14 protein-coding genes are annotated in these 16,160 nt (G+C 64.6%); 7 read left to right on the top strand and 7 right to left on the bottom strand.

Annotated elements, in window-relative coordinates; genetic code table 11:
* Positions 1-36 precede the first annotated feature (36 nt).
* Genes BVH06_RS23735 through BVH06_RS23710 form a run of 6 tightly spaced genes read left to right on the top strand, consistent with a single transcriptional unit; the run spans position 37 to position 4,404 of the window.
* Positions 37-444: a beta-hydroxyacyl-ACP dehydratase gene (locus BVH06_RS23735; RefSeq protein WP_075928604.1), complete on the top strand. Its 408-nt coding sequence runs from the start codon at positions 37-39 to the stop codon at positions 442-444.
* Entirely contained in the window at positions 437-1,321 is an 885-nt protein-coding gene (locus BVH06_RS23730; RefSeq protein WP_075935679.1) for an ABC transporter ATP-binding protein, read from the top strand. The genes BVH06_RS23735 and BVH06_RS23730 overlap by 8 nt, the downstream gene beginning before the upstream one ends.
* Positions 1,318-2,505, top strand: coding sequence for an ABC transporter permease (locus tag BVH06_RS23725; RefSeq protein ID WP_075935678.1), 1,188 nt, complete (start codon positions 1,318-1,320; stop codon positions 2,503-2,505). The genes BVH06_RS23730 and BVH06_RS23725 overlap by 4 nt, the downstream gene beginning before the upstream one ends.
* Positions 2,487-2,753, top strand: a complete 267-nt coding sequence (locus tag BVH06_RS23720) for an acyl carrier protein (protein WP_075928601.1) — start codon at positions 2,487-2,489, stop codon at positions 2,751-2,753. The genes BVH06_RS23725 and BVH06_RS23720 overlap by 19 nt, the downstream gene beginning before the upstream one ends.
* Positions 2,750-3,856, top strand: a complete 1,107-nt coding sequence (locus tag BVH06_RS23715; RefSeq protein ID WP_075935677.1) for a beta-ketoacyl synthase N-terminal-like domain-containing protein — start codon at positions 2,750-2,752, stop codon at positions 3,854-3,856. Before BVH06_RS23720 ends, BVH06_RS23715 begins: the two co-directional genes overlap by 4 nt.
* Positions 3,853-4,404 (top strand): hypothetical protein, encoded by a 552-nt coding sequence (locus tag BVH06_RS23710; protein ID WP_075935676.1) that lies wholly within the window; start codon positions 3,853-3,855, stop codon positions 4,402-4,404. Before BVH06_RS23715 ends, BVH06_RS23710 begins: the two co-directional genes overlap by 4 nt.
* A 429-nt stretch (positions 4,405-4,833) precedes the next feature.
* Here BVH06_RS23710 and BVH06_RS23705 read toward each other — a convergent pair whose 3' ends face one another.
* The 4 genes from BVH06_RS23705 to BVH06_RS23690 are packed head-to-tail and all read right to left on the bottom strand — an operon-like array spanning position 4,834 to position 8,324.
* On the bottom strand, positions 4,834-5,835 hold the full coding sequence (locus BVH06_RS23705; RefSeq protein ID WP_075935675.1) for a BtrH N-terminal domain-containing protein: 1,002 nt from the start codon (positions 5,833-5,835) through the stop codon (positions 4,834-4,836).
* Complete coding sequence (locus BVH06_RS23700) at positions 5,832-6,239, bottom strand: hypothetical protein (protein WP_075935674.1); 408 nt, start codon at positions 6,237-6,239, stop codon at positions 5,832-5,834. The genes BVH06_RS23705 and BVH06_RS23700 overlap by 4 nt, the downstream gene beginning before the upstream one ends.
* Positions 6,229-7,386, bottom strand: a complete 1,158-nt coding sequence (locus tag BVH06_RS23695) for a beta-ketoacyl-ACP synthase III (protein WP_075935790.1) — start codon at positions 7,384-7,386, stop codon at positions 6,229-6,231. Before BVH06_RS23695 ends, BVH06_RS23700 begins: the two co-directional genes overlap by 11 nt.
* A 20-nt stretch (positions 7,387-7,406) precedes the next feature.
* Positions 7,407-8,324 carry a hypothetical protein gene (locus tag BVH06_RS23690; protein ID WP_075935673.1) on the bottom strand — a complete coding sequence of 306 codons (918 nt, stop codon included), beginning with the start codon at positions 8,322-8,324 and terminating at the stop codon, positions 7,407-7,409.
* Positions 8,325-8,408: 84 nt separating this feature from the next.
* On the opposite strand from BVH06_RS23690, the gene BVH06_RS23685 reads away from it, so the two are divergent.
* On the top strand, positions 8,409-8,810 hold the full coding sequence (locus BVH06_RS23685; protein WP_075928595.1) for a DUF2141 domain-containing protein: 402 nt from the start codon (positions 8,409-8,411) through the stop codon (positions 8,808-8,810).
* Between the two features lie 6 nt (positions 8,811-8,816).
* On the opposite strand, the gene hemE is transcribed toward BVH06_RS23685, so the two are convergent.
* From hemE to gltB, 3 genes are all read right to left on the bottom strand, one after another.
* On the bottom strand, positions 8,817-9,884 hold the full coding sequence (gene hemE, locus BVH06_RS23680; protein WP_075935672.1) for a uroporphyrinogen decarboxylase: 1,068 nt from the start codon (positions 9,882-9,884) through the stop codon (positions 8,817-8,819).
* Positions 9,885-10,082: 198 nt separating this feature from the next.
* Positions 10,083-11,501 (bottom strand): FAD-dependent oxidoreductase, encoded by a 1,419-nt coding sequence (locus tag BVH06_RS23675; protein WP_075935671.1) that lies wholly within the window; start codon positions 11,499-11,501, stop codon positions 10,083-10,085.
* Between the two features lie 102 nt (positions 11,502-11,603).
* Positions 11,604-16,052, bottom strand: coding sequence for a glutamate synthase large subunit (gene gltB, locus BVH06_RS23670; RefSeq protein WP_075928592.1), 4,449 nt, complete (start codon positions 16,050-16,052; stop codon positions 11,604-11,606).
* Positions 16,053-16,160 lie beyond the last annotated feature (108 nt).

The following is a 16,160-nucleotide window of genomic DNA, read 5'->3' as shown; positions in this document are numbered from 1 at the left end:
TGCGCTCGCTTAGCAGCCCGCCGCCAGACGCCCGCCATGGATCGCACCCAACTGCACTCACTGCTGCCGCACCAGGGCCAGGCACTCTGGCTGGATGCCCTGCTCGACCACGATGCCACCGGCATTCGCGGCCTGAGCGGCTGGCAGCATCTGCAGAACCTCGGCGAGAACGCCTCGCCGAGCCTGTTGTTCGAGGCCGCTGCCCAGTTGTGCGCTGCGCATGGTGCCTTATACGGCAGCGACAGCGCCATCGAAATGGCCCTGGTCGGCAAACTCTCCCAGTTGCAGCTGCACTATCACCCCACCCGGCGTGAAGGCGCCCTGCTGGTCAGCGCGACCCAGGAAGCCCTGAGCCCGGCCGGCGCGCTCTATGCGTTCAGCGTGCAGGAAGGCGAGCGCCTGCTGCTGGATGGCAAGCTGCTGCTGGTGCTCGTCCGTGCTTGAACTCAGCCGCCTCGCTTATCGCTACCCCGGCGCCGGGCAACCGGCGCTGCACGGCATCGACCTGCACCTGCATGCCGGCCAGTGCCTAGGGCTGCTGGGCAGCAACGGCGCCGGCAAGACTACCCTGCTGTCGCTGCTCAGCGGCGTGCTGCAGCCGCTGGATGGGCAGATCGCCTGGCACGGCGAGCGGCGCCTGGGCCTGGTGCCCCAGCAGCTGGCCTTCTACGCCGGGCTGAAGGTGCGGGAGAACCTCGCGCTGTTCGCCGATCTTTACCGATTGCGCGGCAGCGAGCGGCGCCAGCGCCTGGAACGCTGCATCGCCAGCACGGCCTTGGTAGACAAGCTCGAGCGCCGCGCCGAATGCCTGTCCGGCGGTGAGCAGCGGCGCCTGAACTTCGCCATCGGTCTGTTGCAACCGGCCGATCTGTACCTGTTCGACGAGGCCACGGTGGGCGTCGATGCCGCCAGCCGGCAGTTGCTGCTCGACGCCGTGCAGCAGCTGACCGCCGACGGCAAGGCGGTGATTTACACCAGCCATTACCTGGACGAAGTGGAAAAGGTCGCCGACCGCATTCTGCTGCTGCACGAAGGCCGTGTGCAGCTGGATGTCGATACGCACCAGTTGCTCGGTGACCAGCCGGGGCTGTTTCTGGAGTGGCCCGAACGCGTGCCCGAGGCGTTGCCGGCGCTGTTGGCCGAGCTCCGCCTGAGCGCGGAGTTCACGCCCAACGGCCTGCGCATCGCCGCGCTGAACGTGGAGCAGTTGCTGGCGATCACCCGCTTCATCGCCGCACAGCCGCAAACGCCCAGCCTGCTGCGCTTCGGTCGGCCGTCCCTGGAGCAGCTTTACCTGCGCCTCAACGGAGGTCGCCTGTGAGACTGCGCGCCCTGGTTCGCAAGGAAATTCTCCTGCTGGTTCGCGACCCCCACGCGCTGGCCGTGCTGTTCATCATGCCGACGCTGTTCCTGGTGATCATGGCCGGCGCCATGTCCAGCTACCTGCAGGACCGCCTGCCGCCACTGCAACTGGTGCTGCAAACCCCGCAGCCCAGCGAGTCGAGCCGCTTCTTTCACGACGCTCTGCAGGCGCAACTGCCGGACAGCCAGCTGCTGGACGATGGGCCGGCGCAGATGGCGCGCATCAGCCTGCCCGCGGACTTCGACGAGAGGCTGCTGGACACCCCTCACCAGGGCCCGGCGCTGAGCTTTCCGGCGCAGTTCGACCGCCTGTCGCGCCAGCGCCTGCACGCTGCGGTAACCATCGCCCTGGCGCAGACCCGGCTGCTCGCCTATCTGCAGGACAGCGGCGCCCTGGAACAAGGCCTCAGCCGCGACGAGCAGCTCGAACTGGTCCAGCAGCGCACCGAGAGCCGCATCGACGAGCAGGAACGCCTGGCCAGCGGCGACCTCAGCGCCCAGGCCAACGCCACACAGATGAGCGTGCCGGCCTGGCTGATCTTCGGCATGTTCTTCGTGGTGCTGCCGATGGCCGGCAGCTTCCAGCGCGAACAACAAAGCGGCGCGCTGCTGCGCTTCCGCTGCCTGAGCCTGGGGCTCGGCACCCTGGCGGCGAGCAAGGTGCTGCCGTACCTAGCCATCAATCTGGTGCAGTTCGCGGTGCTGCTGACGATCGGCGTGCACGGGCTGCCACTGGCCGGCCTGCCCGCGCTGGAACTCAACGGCAGCCTGCTCGCCTACGCCGTGCTGGCCATCAGCATCGCCCTGGCCACCAGCAGCCTGGGCCTGTTGCTGGCCGCTTTGGCGCGCAGTAGTGAACAAGCCCTATTGCTTGGCGGCGGGATCAATATCATCCTCGCAGCCATCGGCGGCATCATGGTGCCCAAGAGCGTGATGCCCGAGGCCATGCGCCAGCTGGCGGAAGTGTCGCCGATGAGCTGGGCACTGGACGCCTTCCTTACCCTGCTGGTGGGCCACGGCTCACTGAACGACGTAGCCCCGTGGTGCGCTCGCCTGTTGCTGTTTGCAGCGGTGGCCGGTGCCAGCGGCTTGTTCCTGTTCCACAAACGAGTACAGCAAACGCAATGGACCACACACTACTAGAAGAAAAGCTCAAGCAATTGCTGATTCGCGAGTGCGACAAGGAAGACGACATCGACTGGCAAAGCATCGCAGACGACGAGCCGTTGTTCGGCCAGCAGAGCCGCATCCAGATGGACAGCCTGGACGCCCTGCAGGTCTCCTTGGCGCTGCAGCAGCACTACGGTGTGCGCATCGAAGGGGCCAAGGACGGTCGGCGCATTCTCAACAGCATCGCCAGTATCGCGGCCTTCATCAGGCAGCAGCAGTGACGCCCGTTTACCTGCAGCGAGGCGCCCTGCACAGCGCCCTCGGCGCCGATCTGTGCGCTGCCAATACAGCCCTGCGCAGCGGCGCGAAGCCGCAGGCCAGTACCGTGCTGCTGCATGAATTGCAGGAACCGCGCCCGTACCTTGCCGTGGCCGGCGATGAAAGCCTAGACGAGCATTTCGAACGGCTGCTCCGCGAAACCCTGGGCGGCGACCCCGGCGCAACGGACGACTGCCTGCTGATCGTCGCCAGCACCAGCCTGGACATCGACGAGCTGGAGGCGCTCGCCGCGCAGCAGGGCGGCTTCCACCCGAGCCACTCGACCTCCCTCGACCTGCTCGCCGAACGGCTGCGCGTGCGCTTCGGCTTCGCCGATGCCTTCACTCTCAACACCGCTTGCACCAGCGCCGCCAACGGCCTGCTCTACGGTGCCCGAATGCTCGGCGCCGGGCTCTATCGCCGGGCTCTGGTGTTGGCCTTCGAAACCCCCAGTGCCATTGCCCAACAAGGCTTTGGCGCCCTGGGCCTGGTCTCGCCGAGTGGCGATTACCGACCCTTCCACCCGCAGCGCGATGGCCTGGTGTTGGGTGAAGCCTACGCGGCCACGCTGCTGGCACTCGAACCGGGCCCGGCACCACTGGCCCGCCTGCTGGGCGGCTTCAGCGCCTGCGACACCAGCAGCCTGACCAATACCCGCGAAGACGGCAGCCATATCGAGTGGGTGATGCGCGAAGCCTTGCGCAGCGCCGGTATCGACGCCGCGCAGATCGACCTGGTCAAACCCCATGGCACCGCCACCGGCGCCAACGATCGCGCCGAAAGCAACGGGGTGCGCCTGCTGTTCGGCGAAGCGCTGCCGCCCCTCTGTGTGCTCAAGCCCTGGCTCGGCCATACCCTGGGCGCCTGCGGCCTGACCGAAACCCTGCTGTTGGTGGAAAACCTCGCCCACCTGCCCGCCTGCGACTACGCCATGGACGCCCTGCTCCCCCTGCCCGATCAGCCCCTGGCGGTCGCCGAGCGCAGCCTGCTGCTGTCCAATTTCTTCGGCTTTGGCGGCAATAACGCCAGCCTGGTGCTGCAACGCTGCGCAGGAGACGCACCATGAGCCATGCCATCGCGGCCTGCAGCGTACGTGGGGATGTGGAAAACACCGACAAGGACCTCAAGGCCGCGCTGATCAACTGGCTGCCGAGCACGCCACGGCGAATCGACCGGCTGATCCTGCAGGCCCTGCTGTGCACCGCACCGCTCAAGGCTAAGATACGCCGTGACTGCGGCCTGTACCTGGCCTCGCGCCACCCGGCGAGGGGCACCATGGGCTCGCTACTCGACAGCGTGTGCGTGCACCAGCTGCAGCCCAAGCCCTTCGAGTTCGTCAACAGCGTCAGCAATGCCGCCGGCTTTCACGTCGCCGCGCAACTGGAGCTGGAAGGGCCGAACCTGTTCATCGGCGCCGGTCCGCACGTATGGAAGCACCTGCAGGCATTGGCTGGGCTGGACCTGGCCGACGGCCTGATCGGCCAGGCGCTGCTGGTGCTGATCGATGAAGACCAGGCCTTCGAGGCTCAGGCGGTGTTGATCGAGGGATCAAGCCAGACAACTGATTTTGCCGGGCTGACGGCGGGAATCGATGTGCTGCAGTTGCAGCTGTAACGCAGCGGGCGTTTGGCTGGCTTTAACTTTTTGATGTTTCTCCTACACGGGAATAACAGGCGACACAAATCGCCCCTTCAGGAGGCCGAATGGAGTCGTTGTGCAGGGGGACGAGCCGCATGGATGCGGCGAGAGGCCTGATGGGCCATGGATGGCCCTTCCAGGCCGGCCCCCGGAACAACGATGGAGTGAGGGAACCCCGGCGAAGCCGGGGCCGAATGTCGGGGCTAGACCTTTTGGTTACTTTTGGGGCGATGCCAAAAGTAACCCGCTCGTCAGAGCGGAACCGAACGCAAGAGCAATTCGATAACTCTGGCAAATCACAGCTCAAGCATGTGAAGCGGGCTGTTCAGAAAACTCGAGGCTAAAGCGGATCGCCGCCCGGCCTATCCTACAAAAGCTCCGCACAGACCCTCCTACAGCCTTATCTCAGACCCTACGCTTGGCCCAAGCCCCCAACTCTTTCATCAACACCCGCTCCTGATCGGCAATCCCCCGCAGCATCTCGGCAATCGGCCTGAAGTCCGGCGCTTCGCCCTTGCTGCGGCTGGCGCGCACACAGGCCGAGGCGAACTGGCGCCAGTCGTCGCCCACGGTGGTCATACGCGTCGAGGCCTCGCGCAACGTGGCGTCGCCGATCTTCTCGCCGGCCTCCTGCAGGAAGCTGGCGTACATGAAGCGAAAACCAGCGCCGCCGGTGCCGATCTCTTCCTGCATGCGCACGATATGGGTTAGGTACAAACGGTTGTACTTGCTCTGCGCCGGGTCGAGCGACTCAACGCATTTGGCCAGGTGGCGAATGCCACGGATGCCGATCCACGGCAGCGGCATGCCGTCGAGGATCCGCGAGGTGGACAGCACGCTTTGGCGAATCAACCGCTGCCAGTCCTGTTCCTGCGGCACGTCGTCCAGGTAATACATCAACCCCTTGGCCGCCAGCGCCCCTTTGGCGAAGCGGGCCTTTTGCAGGTCCTCGGCGGCGCAGCGCACCGGCGCCTCGAACACCGGGTCGCTGAGCAGGTACTCGTCGCCCTCGCGCCCGTAGGCCAGCAGGTTATGGGCGTTGAAGTGAAAGCGCATCTCCGGCGGAAAGTACGGCAGCCAGAACACCGAGCTCTGCAGGCCAGCCAGGCGCCCGCTGTCCAGCGCTGCGTTCAACGCAGTACGGCCCTGCTCGGGATTGCTGAACGTACGGCTGGTCAGGCGCACCCCGAGGCGCTTGCTGAGGGTCTTGATCAGGTGCCGCGGCGGCATGCGGTAGGCGATCAGCGGCATGCCACCAAGCTTGACGATCGGCAAGTAGGCGAACGCCAGGCCCGAAGCCAAACCGAACGCCATCGGCTCGCTCATCGGCAGGCCGGCATGGGTCAGCAAGCTGGCCATCACGCCACTTTCGCAGTGGGCACTCTGACGGTGCTCGAAGGCGGTCATGGCAGTTCCTTCTGATAACGGCGCAGTTCGTCGACGCTCAGGCCGAAGGCTTCGGCATAGCGGGCCAGCAGCGCATTGCTCAGGCGCCGGTAGACTTCGGGTCGAAAATGCCGACGCACACGCCACTGCCAGAGCCCGGCGATCTGCGCGAGCGCCGCTTCGTCCATGCGATAGCGATACATCAGGCACTTGAGCGGCGACACCTCGCCGCGCTGCCAGGCGGCATGGGCCTCGGCTTCCTGGGCCTGCAGCTCGGCGACGGCCAGTTGGGTGGAATAGGACTCGGGCTCCCAGCCGGCGCTCTGCGCCCCCTGGTAATGCCCTTTGTCATCGACGGCGTAAAGCAGCTTGCTGTGCCCGCCGTAGGCGGAATCCGGGTCCTGGGGAACGTCATCAAGCTTCATTGCCGACCACCGTCAGATGCATGAATGCGCTGGAGAAACGCCCACTTTCCGGCACGTAGCAGAGCAATTTCTGGCCACTGCGCAGGTGCCCGCCATTGAACAACTCTTCGAGCATGATGAAGATCGACGCTGCACCGGTATTGCCCTTGCTGGTCAGGTTGGTGAACCAGCGCTCCATGGGAATCGGCAGGTCGACCTCGGCCAGGCCAGCCGCCAGGCGCTCGCGGAAGAACTCGGACGAGTAATGCGGCAGGAGCCAGTCGATGTCCGCTACGCGCAACTCGCGGCGCGCCATGATACGGCGCAACGCCTCGACCACGGTGAAGCGGACGATGTTGTCGTTGAGCAGCTTGACGTCCTGCTTGATGGCCATCACCGAGCGGTGCGCGCGCTGGTCGGCGTCATAGCGGCTCCAGCCGCGCAGCGCACCGTCCTGCATCTCGGCACCGGCGTACATGCATGCTGGCATCTGGTCGGCGAAGGAGTAGATATCCAGCCAGTCGATGCGCAGGCTCAGGCCGGCCTGGTTGGGTCGGTCCTGCAGTAATACGGCGCCCGCTCCATCGGAAAGCATCCAGCGCAGGAAGTCCTTCTCGAAAGCGATCTCGGGGTGCGTCTCCAGCTCGTCGACGCGGCTCTCGTATTCGGCGTTGAAGTTGCGCGCCTGCATCAATGCCGAAGCCACTTCCGAGCCGCAGGCCACGGCATTACCGCTCTGCCCGCTGGCCACGCTCATCCAGGCGTATTTCAGGGCGGTCATCCCGCATACGCAGATGCCGGCGGTGGTCGCCACCTCGCAGGGCGGGTTGCCCAGCTCACCGTGCACCATGACTGCATGGCCGGGCATCACCTGGTCGGGCGACGAGGTGCTGGCGACCAGGCACTCCAGTTCGTCCAGGGTGAAGCCATCGCCGGCCAGACCGCGAATCGCCTCGGCACTGAGCTGGGCGTTGCTCATGCTCGGCTCGCCACTGATCGGGTCGATGACGTAGTGGCGCTGCTGGATGCCATTGCGCCGCAGGATCAGCTTGCGCGCCCGCGACGGCTTGCCGCCGACCATGCCGAGGCGCGACTCCATCTGCTCGTTGCCCACGGGCTCGTGGGGCAGGCAGGCACTGATGCGATTGATGAATACGGGTATTGCCATGAACTTGTCCTCGGCCCGCTTCACTCGCCGGAGGGCCCGGCGAAATAGGCCTTTTCACGCTGGATACGCGCCTTGAACAGCGGCGCCAGCAACTTCTTCAGCACCGCAGTGATCGGCACCACGGTGATGATCAGGCAGATCAGGAAAACGATATAGACGACCAGCCCGGCACCACGGCGACGGCTCTGCTGCGGCCCGAGCGCCGACAGCAGGCGGCTCCACAGGGTGAAGCTGCGATTGCCGACCTTCTCGCTGGCGATCAGCTTTTCATCCACTTTCACCGCGCCCAGGCCGGCGAGCATCGGCTGCTCGATGGGCCGCTCGTCAGCCAGCAGGCGGCGCGTCATGGCATCGCCGAATCGGCTGGCAGCCGCCAGTTCGCCGTCGTCGATACCGGCGCGCGGCACCCAGCTGTAGGGCTTCTGCCGACCGGTGAACATCCACAGGGGCGTGGCCAGAAAGCTGGCCGCCGTGCCGCAGGCATCGGTCAGCACCACGTTGTCGACCAGCCGCGCGCCCAGCGCTTGCAGGCGTGCCTTGACCTTCTCCTGGGCCATCAGCCACATGTTGCGACAGCCGATCAGCGTCACCACCGGCGTACCCTTGAGCAGCGAGGCGGCCTCGGGGGAGGCGAGAAAGCTGGTGAAGGGCAGCGAGGGCGACAGGAACCACACCTGATAGGCGAGAATGATCAGGTCGTACCGCTTGTCAGGGTCGACGGCCAACGGCAGCAGCGGCTGCGGTTTCATCAGCACGGTTTCCGGGAAGATCCGGAAGAAGCCGAGAAAGGGCCAGGGAAAGGGGAACGGCAGGGCCGGTTGCAGGGCCAGAAAGTCGACCTGGACGCCGTCACTCGTCTGCAAGGGCGCACAGACCGATTGCACCAGGCGGTTCAATTGGCCAGTCTGTGAAAAGTGAACGACGAGAACCTGACGCATTTTTAAAGCGAATCCCTGCAAAATAGGCGCATTATGCCACAGAGACTTCTTCAAATCGTAACCAAACACTGCACGAGCTGTGCAGTGGTTCTCTTGCTCGGCCCGTTATCGGCCCAGGCCGGGGATCTGTTGATACGGGTGGAGGGCAACCACAGCCCGGCCAGGCTGTATCTCGCCCTGGTGGATGCCAGCCAGGACGACTGGCAGCCGATGCTTCGCGAATTGCACGGCGAAGGTGCTCAATTGATCCTCAAGGACGTGCCACCCGGGCGTTTTGCCCTGCAACTCTACCAGGACAGCAACGGCAACGGCCGCCTCGACCTGAGCCCGCGTGGCATCCCCCTGGAACCTGTTGGCTTTTCCAACAACCCCACGTTACTCAAAGGCAAACCCAAACCCCGGGCCGCCGCATTCGAGCACGGCGAGGACGACACGCTGGTCGACATCCGCCTGCACCCAGCCCGCGGCAAGGCGCAGACGGACTGACCGCAATCAGCTGTGGTAAGCGGCCGACAGCTCGTGAACGGCTTCGAGGAAGGCACCCGCGTGAGCCGGGTCGACTTCCGGGGTGATGCCATGGCCCAGGTTGAAGACGTGGCCGCTGCCACTGCCATAGCTTTCGAGGATACGTGCGACTTCGGCGCGGATCGCTGCCGGCTTGGCGTACAGCACGGTCGGGTCCATGTTGCCCTGCAGGGCCACTTGGCTGCCGACGCGGCGGCGCGCCTCGCCGATGTCGCAACTCCAGTCCAGGCCCAGCGCGTCGGCGCCGGTGGCCGCCATGGACTCCAGCCACAGGCCGCCATTCTTGGTGAACAGGATCACCGGAATCTTGCGGCCATCCTGCTCGCGAATCAGCCCGTCGACGATCTTCTGCATGTAGGCCAGCGAGAACGTCTGGTACGCCGCCGACGACAGGTTGCCGCCCCAGGTATCGAAGATCTGCACGGCCTGGGCACCCGCTCGAATCTGCCCATTGAGGTAGGCGGTCACCGAGCGGGCCAGCTTGTCGAGCAAAGCGTGCATGGCTTCGGGATTGTCGTAGAGCATTGCCTTGATCTTGCGAAAATCCTTCGACGAGCCGCCCTCGACCATGTAGGTCGCCAGGGTCCAGGGGCTGCCGGAAAAGCCGATCAGCGGCATCCGGCCGTTCAGGGCCGACTTGATGGTGCGCACCGCGTCCATCACGTAACCCAGGTCCTGTTCCGGATCGGGAATCGGCAGTGCGTCGATATCGGCAGCGCTGCTGATCACCTTCCTGAAACGCGGACCTTCGCCGGTCTCGAAGTACAAGCCCTGGCCCATGGCATGGGGAATGGTGAGGATGTCGGAGAAGAGGATCGCGGCATCGAGTTGCGGGTAGCGATCGAGGGGCTGCAGGGTGACTTCGCAGGCGAACTCAGGGTTCATCATCAGGCTCATGAAGTCCCCGGCCTTGGCGCGGCTGGCGCGGTATTCGGGCAGGTAACGACCGGCCTGGCGCATCATCCACACCGGCGTGACGTCGACGGGCTGCTTGAGCAGGGCGCGAAGGAAGCGGTCGTTCTTCAGGGCAGTCATGAGTATTCCCGGGCAGAAGCGGTGAGCAAAAAGTGCGCACATTGTCGCAGAGCAGGCTTTAAAAGGCACGGAGTGGGACGCCGTGCCGCAGGCGCGGGAGGATGAGGCAAGCAGTCGCACGGCGCATTGCCCCAGGTCAGCGAGGCGCCATAAACGACGAAGCCGGCACTTGGCCGGCTTCGTCACGACGCGAAGGACTCACACACCGAGGTAGTCGAGAATCCCTTCGGCGGCGTTACGGCCCTCGTAGATGGCGGTGACCACTAGGTCGGAGCCGCGCACCATGTCACCGCCGGCGAACACTTTCGGGTTGCTGGTCTGGTGCTTGAAGGTGGCCTTTTCCGGAGCGACGACACGGCCCTGGGTGTCGATACGGATATCGAACTCCTCGAACCACGGCGCCGGGCTCGGGCGGAAGCCGAAGGCGATCAGCACGGCTTCGGCCGGGATGATCTCCTCGGAGCCCGGGATCGGCTCGGGGCTGCGACGGCCACGGGCATCCGGCTCGCCGAGACGGGTCTCGACCACCTTGACGCCCTCCACCCGGTCTTCGCCAACGATGGCGATGGGCTGGCGGTTGAACAGGAACTTCACGCCCTCTTCCTTGGCGTTCTTCACTTCCTTGCGCGAGCCCGGCATGTTCGCTTCGTCACGACGGTAGGCACAGGTCACCGCCTTGGCGCCCTGGCGGATCGAGGTGCGGTTGCAGTCCATCGCGGTGTCGCCACCGCCGAGCACCACGACGCGCTTGCCCTTCACGTCGACGAAGTCTTGCGGCGACTTCTCGAAACCGAGGTTGCGGTTGACGTTGGCGATCAGGAAATCCAGGGCATCGTGGACGCCCGGCAGGTCTTCACCAGGGAAGCCGCCTTTCATGTAGGTGTAGGTACCCATGCCCATGAACACGGCATCGTACTCATCCAGCAGCTGTTGCAGGGTGACGTCCTTGCCCACTTCGGTGTTCAGACGGAATTCGATACCCATGCCGGTGAACACTTCGCGGCGGTTGCTGAGCACGCTCTTTTCCAGCTTGAACTCGGGGATGCCGAAGGTCAGCAGACCACCGATTTCCGGGTTCTTGTCGAACACCACCGGGGTCACGCCGTTGCGCACCAGTACATCGGCACAGCCCAGGCCAGCAGGGCCGGCGCCGATCACCGCAACGCGCTTGCCGGTCGGCTTGACCTTGGACATGTCCGGGCGCCAGCCCATGGCGAAAGCGGTATCGGTGATGTACTTCTCCACCGAACCGATGGTCACCGCGCCGAAACCGTCGTTGAGGGTACAGGCGCCCTCGCAGAGACGATCCTGCGGGCATACGCGGCCGCAGACTTCCGGCAGGGTGTTGGTCTGGTGGCTCAGCTCGGCGGCGGCCAGGATGTTGCCTTCGGATACCAGCTTCAGCCAGTTGGGGATGAAGTTGTGCACCGGGCACTTCCACTCGCAATACGGGTTGCCGCAACCCAGGCAGCGATGCGCCTGGTCGCTGGCCTGGGCCGGCTTGAAGGTGTCGTAGATCTCGACGAACTCTTTCTTGCGCTGGCGCAGCAGCTTTTTCTTCGGGTCTTTACGCCCGACTTCGATGAACTGGAAGTCGTTATTCAGACGTTCAGCCATGTCATAAACCTCTTAGCAGCAGCGCCGGGCGATACGCCCAAAGCTGCGAGACAATCACGTTGAGCGGCGGCCCTGCTGTCAGGGCACGCCGCTTGAAGCTGCTTATTGCGGGTTGGCGCGGATGCTGGAGAGCAGCGACTTGAGGTTCGCGGCCTTGGGCTTGACCAGCCAGAACTTGCGCAGGTAGTCGTCCAGGTTTTCCAGCAGGTTACGGCCCCACTCGCTCGACGTCTCTTCGACGTATTCGACCAGCACGCGCTCCAAGTGGCTACGGTAGGCCTCCATGGACTCGCTGTTGATGCGCTGAATTTCCACCAGCTCATGGTTCACGCGGTCGTAGAAGCTGTTGTCCAGGTCGAGCACGTAGGCGAAGCCGCCGGTCATGCCGGAACCGAAGTTGTAGCCGGTCTTGCCCAGCACGCAGACGAAACCGCCAGTCATGTATTCGCAGCAGTGGTCGCCCACCCCCTCGACCACCGCATGGGCGCCGGAGTTGCGCACGGCGAAACGCTCGCCCGCGGTGCCCGCGGCGAACAGCTTGCCGCCCGTGGCGCCGTACAGGCAGGTGTTGCCGATGATGGCGCTGTCCTGGGTGGCGAACGGGCTGCCCTTTGGCGGCACGATCACCAGCTTGCCAGCGGTCATGCCCTTGCCGACGTAGTCGTTGGCGTCGCCTTCGAGGTACAGGTTCAGGCCGCCGGCGTTCCACACGCCGAAGCTCTGCCCGGCCGTGCCCTTGAAGCGGAAAGTGATCGGCGCTTTGACCATACCCTGGTTGCCATGCACCCGGGCGATCTCCCCAGACACGCGGGCCCCGATGGAACGGTCGCAGTTGCAGATGTCGAGTTCGAACTCGCCGCCAGTGGCGCCATCGATGGCCGACTTGGCCATCGACAGCATTTCCTCGGCCAGCAGACCCTGGTCGAACGGCGGGTTGCGGTCGACTTCGCAGAACTGTGGCTTGTCCGCCGGGATGTGGTCGCTGCCCAGCAGCGGGGTCAGATCCAGGTGGTTCTGCTTGGCGCTTTCGCCTGGCAGCACGTCGAGCAGATCAGTACGCCCGATCAGCTCGCCGAGGCTGCGCACGCCCAGCTTGGCCAGCCACTCGCGGGTTTCCTCGGCCACATAGGTGAAGAAATTCACCACCATGTCGACAGTGCCGATGAAGTGGTCCTTGCGCAGCTTGTCGTTCTGGGTGGCCACGCCGGTGGCGCAGTTGTTCAGGTGGCAGATGCGCAGGTACTTGCAACCCAGGGCGACCATCGGCGCGGTGCCGAAGCCGAAGCTTTCGGCGCCGAGGATAGCGGCCTTGATCACGTCCAGGCCGGTTTTCAGGCCGCCGTCGGTCTGTACCCGTACCTTGCCGCGCAGGTCGTTGCCGCGCAGGGTCTGGTGGGTTTCCGCCAGGCCCAGTTCCCACGGCGCACCGGCGTACTTGATGGAGGTCAGTGGCGACGCGCCAGTACCACCGTCATAGCCGGAGATGGTGATAAGGTCGGCGTAGGCCTTGGCGACGCCAGCAGCGATGGTGCCGACGCCAGCTTCGGAGACCAGCTTCACCGAGACCAGGGCGCTGGGGTTGACCTGCTTGAGGTCATAGATCAGCTGCGCCAGGTCTTCGATGGAGTAGATGTCGTGGTGCGGCGGCGGCGAGATCAGCGTCACGCCCGGTACCGCATAGCGCAGCTTGGCGATCAGGCCATTGACCTTGCCGCCTGGCAGCTGACCGCCCTCGCCCGGCTTGGCGCCCTGGGCGACCTTGATCTGCAGCACCTCGGCGTTGACCAGGTATTCCGGGGTCACGCCGAAACGGCCAGTGGCGATCTGTTTGATCTTCGAGCTCTTGATGGTGCCGTAGCGCGCCGGGTCTTCGCCGCCCTCACCGGAGTTGGAGCGCGCGCCCAGGCGGTTCATCGCCTCGGCCAGCGCTTCGTGGGCCTCCGGAGACAGCGCGCCGAGGGAAATACCGGCAGCGTCGAAACGCTTGAAGATCGACTCCAGCGGCTCGACTTCGTCCAGGCTCAGCGGCTGGTCGGCCAGCTTGACCTGCAACAGGTCGCGCAACATCGACACCGGGCGAGTATCCACCAGCGCGGTGTATTCCTTGAATTTCTCGTAGCTGCCCTGTTTCACCGCGGCCTGCAGGGTGTTGACCACATCCGGGTTGTAGGCGTGGTATTCGCCGCCATAGACGAACTTGAGCAAACCGCCCTGCTGGATCGCCTTGCGGTTGTTCCAGGCTTCGCCAGCCAGGGCCTTCTGCTCGGCTTCCAGATCGACGAAACGTGCGCCCTTGAGGCGGCTCGGCACGCCGCGGAAGCACAGGTCGGTGACCTCGTCGGCCAGGCCAACGGCTTCGAACAGCTGGGCGCCGCGGTAGGAGCCGACGGTGGAGATGCCCATCTTCGAGAGAATCTTCAAGAGGCCTTTGGAGATGCCCTTGCGGTAGTACTTGAAGACTTCGTACAGATCGCCCAGCACTTCGCCGGTGCGGATCAGGTCGCCGAGCACTTCGTAGGCCAGGAACGGGTAAACCGCCGAGGCGCCGAAACCGATCAGCACCGCGTAATGGTGCGGGTCACGGGCGGTGGCGGTTTCCACCAGAATGTTGCAGTCGCAACGCAGGCCGGTCTCGGTCAGGCGGTGGTGCACCGCGCCAGTGACCAGTGCGGCGTGGGCCGGCAGCTTGCCCGGCGCGATATGGCGGTCGGTCAGCACCAGCAGCACTTTGCCGGAACGCACGGCTTCTTCGGCCTGATCGGCCATGTTGCGCACGGCCGCTTCCAGGCCGATCGACTCGTCGTAGTTGAGGTCGATGATCTGCCGCTCGAAGCCCGGGCGGTCCAGGTTCATCAAGGTGCGCCACTTGGCCGGAGAGATCACCGGCGAGCTGAGGATGACGCGAATGGCGTGCTCGGGCGACTCCTCGAAGATATTGCGCTCGGCCCCGAGGCAGATCTCCAGCGACATGACGATGGCTTCACGCAGCGGGTCGATCGGCGGGTTGGTGACCTGGGCGAACTGCTGGCGGAAATAGTCGTACGGCGAGCGTACGCGCTGGCTCAGTACCGCCATCGGCGTGTCGTCACCCATGGAGCCGACCGCTTCCTGGCCCTGCTCGGCAAGCGGGCGCAGCACCTGGTCTCGCTCCTCGAAGGTGACCTGGAACATCTTCATGTATTGCTTGAGCTGATCGGCCTCGTAGAAGGCCGAGCCATGGTCGTTGTCTTCCATGGTCGCGCGCACACGCAACGCACTCTTGCGCAGCCACTGCTTGTAGGGGTGGCGCGACTTGAGGCGGTTATCGATGTCGTCGGTGGTCAGCACCTGGCCGGTTTCGGTGTCCACGGCGAGGATCTGGCCCGGGCCGACACGGCCTTTGGCGACTACGTCTTCGGGCTGGTAATTCCACACGCCGATTTCCGAAGCCAGGGTGATGTAGCCATTGGTGGTGGTCACCCAGCGCGCCGGGCGCAGGCCGTTGCGGTCGAGCAGGCACACGGCATGACGGCCGTCGGTCAGCACCACGCCGGCCGGACCATCCCAGGGTTCCATGTGCATGGAGTTGTATTCGTAGAACGCGCGCAGGTCGGCGTCCATGGTCTCGACGTTCTGCCAGGCCGGCGGAATGATCATGCGCACGCCGCGGAACAGGTCGATGCCGCCGGTGACCATCAGCTCGAGCATGTTGTCCATGCTCGAGGAGTCGGAGCCGACGCGGTTGACCAGCGGGCCGAGTTCGTCGAGGGCCGGGATTTGGCCGTTCTCGAACTTGGTACGGCGCGCCTGGGCCCAGTTGCGGTTGCCGGTGATGGTGTTGATCTCGCCGTTGTGGGCGAGGAAACGAAACGGCTGAGCCAGTGGCCATTTCGGCAGGGTGTTGGTGGAAAAGCGCTGGTGAAACACGCAGATGGCGGTCTGCAGGCGCTCGTCACCCAGGTCCGGGTAGAACTGCTGCAGGTCGGCCGGCATCATCAGGCCTTTGTAGATGATGGTCTTGTGCGAGAAGCTGCAGATGTAGTGCTCGGTGTCGGCGGCATTGGCCACCGAGGAACGGCGACGGGCGCAGAACAGCTTGATGGCGAATTCCTGGTCGCTCAGACCTTCACCGCCGATGAACACCTGCTCGATCTGCGGCAAACGCTCGAGCGCCAGCTGGCCGAGCACGCTGGTATCCAGCGGTACCTTGCGCCAGCCGACCAGGTTCAGGCCCGCGGCCTGGATCTCGCGGTTCATGTTCTCGCGGGCAGCGCTGGCCTTGGCGTCATCCTGATTGAGGAAGACCATGCCAACGGCATATTGCTTGGGCAGTTCGACGCCAAAGGTGTCCTTGGCGATGGCGCGCAGGAACAGATCGGGCTTTTGAATCAGCAAACCGCAACCGTCACCGGTCTTGCCATCGGCGTTGATACCACCGCGGTGGGTCATGCAGGTCAGTGCTTCGATCGCCGTCTGCAACAGGTGATGGCTGGCCTCACCTTGCATGTGGGCAATCAGGCCGAAGCCGCAGTTATCCTTGAACTCATCAGGACGGTACAAACCTGCTTTCATAAGGGACTCTCACCAGACAGCCTTTTTCAGGCGTTTTCTCTAATCCGCGCGCAGGTCTAGACGCCGCGTTGCGCAGGCAAACGGAGGGCATTGTACATAGCGAGATAG

The organism is Pseudomonas sp. PA27(2017), from assembly GCF_001945445.1.
Taxonomy (GTDB): Bacteria; Pseudomonadota; Gammaproteobacteria; order Pseudomonadales; family Pseudomonadaceae; genus Aquipseudomonas.
Note: the sequence above shows the minus strand (reverse complement) of the source record. Positions and strands in the feature narration are given on the sequence as shown.

Coding starts and splice junctions, on each gene's coding strand:
- BVH06_RS23735 (WP_075928604.1), top strand. CDS start 37: ATGGATCGCACCCAACTGCACTCACTGCTGCCGCACCAGGGCCAGGCA.
- BVH06_RS23710 (WP_075935676.1), top strand. CDS start 3,853: ATGAGCCATGCCATCGCGGCCTGCAGCGTACGTGGGGATGTGGAAAAC.
- gltB (WP_075928592.1), bottom strand. CDS start 16,052: ATGAAAGCAGGTTTGTACCGTCCTGATGAGTTCAAGGATAACTGCGGC.
- BVH06_RS23700 (WP_075935674.1), bottom strand. CDS start 6,239: ATGAAGCTTGATGACGTTCCCCAGGACCCGGATTCCGCCTACGGCGGG.
- hemE (WP_075935672.1), bottom strand. CDS start 9,884: ATGACTGCCCTGAAGAACGACCGCTTCCTTCGCGCCCTGCTCAAGCAG.
- BVH06_RS23705 (WP_075935675.1), bottom strand. CDS start 5,835: ATGACCGCCTTCGAGCACCGTCAGAGTGCCCACTGCGAAAGTGGCGTG.
- BVH06_RS23695 (WP_075935790.1), bottom strand. CDS start 7,386: ATGGCAATACCCGTATTCATCAATCGCATCAGTGCCTGCCTGCCCCAC.
- BVH06_RS23675 (WP_075935671.1), bottom strand. CDS start 11,501: ATGGCTGAACGTCTGAATAACGACTTCCAGTTCATCGAAGTCGGGCGT.
- BVH06_RS23720 (WP_075928601.1), top strand. CDS start 2,487: ATGGACCACACACTACTAGAAGAAAAGCTCAAGCAATTGCTGATTCGC.
- BVH06_RS23690 (WP_075935673.1), bottom strand. CDS start 8,324: ATGCGTCAGGTTCTCGTCGTTCACTTTTCACAGACTGGCCAATTGAAC.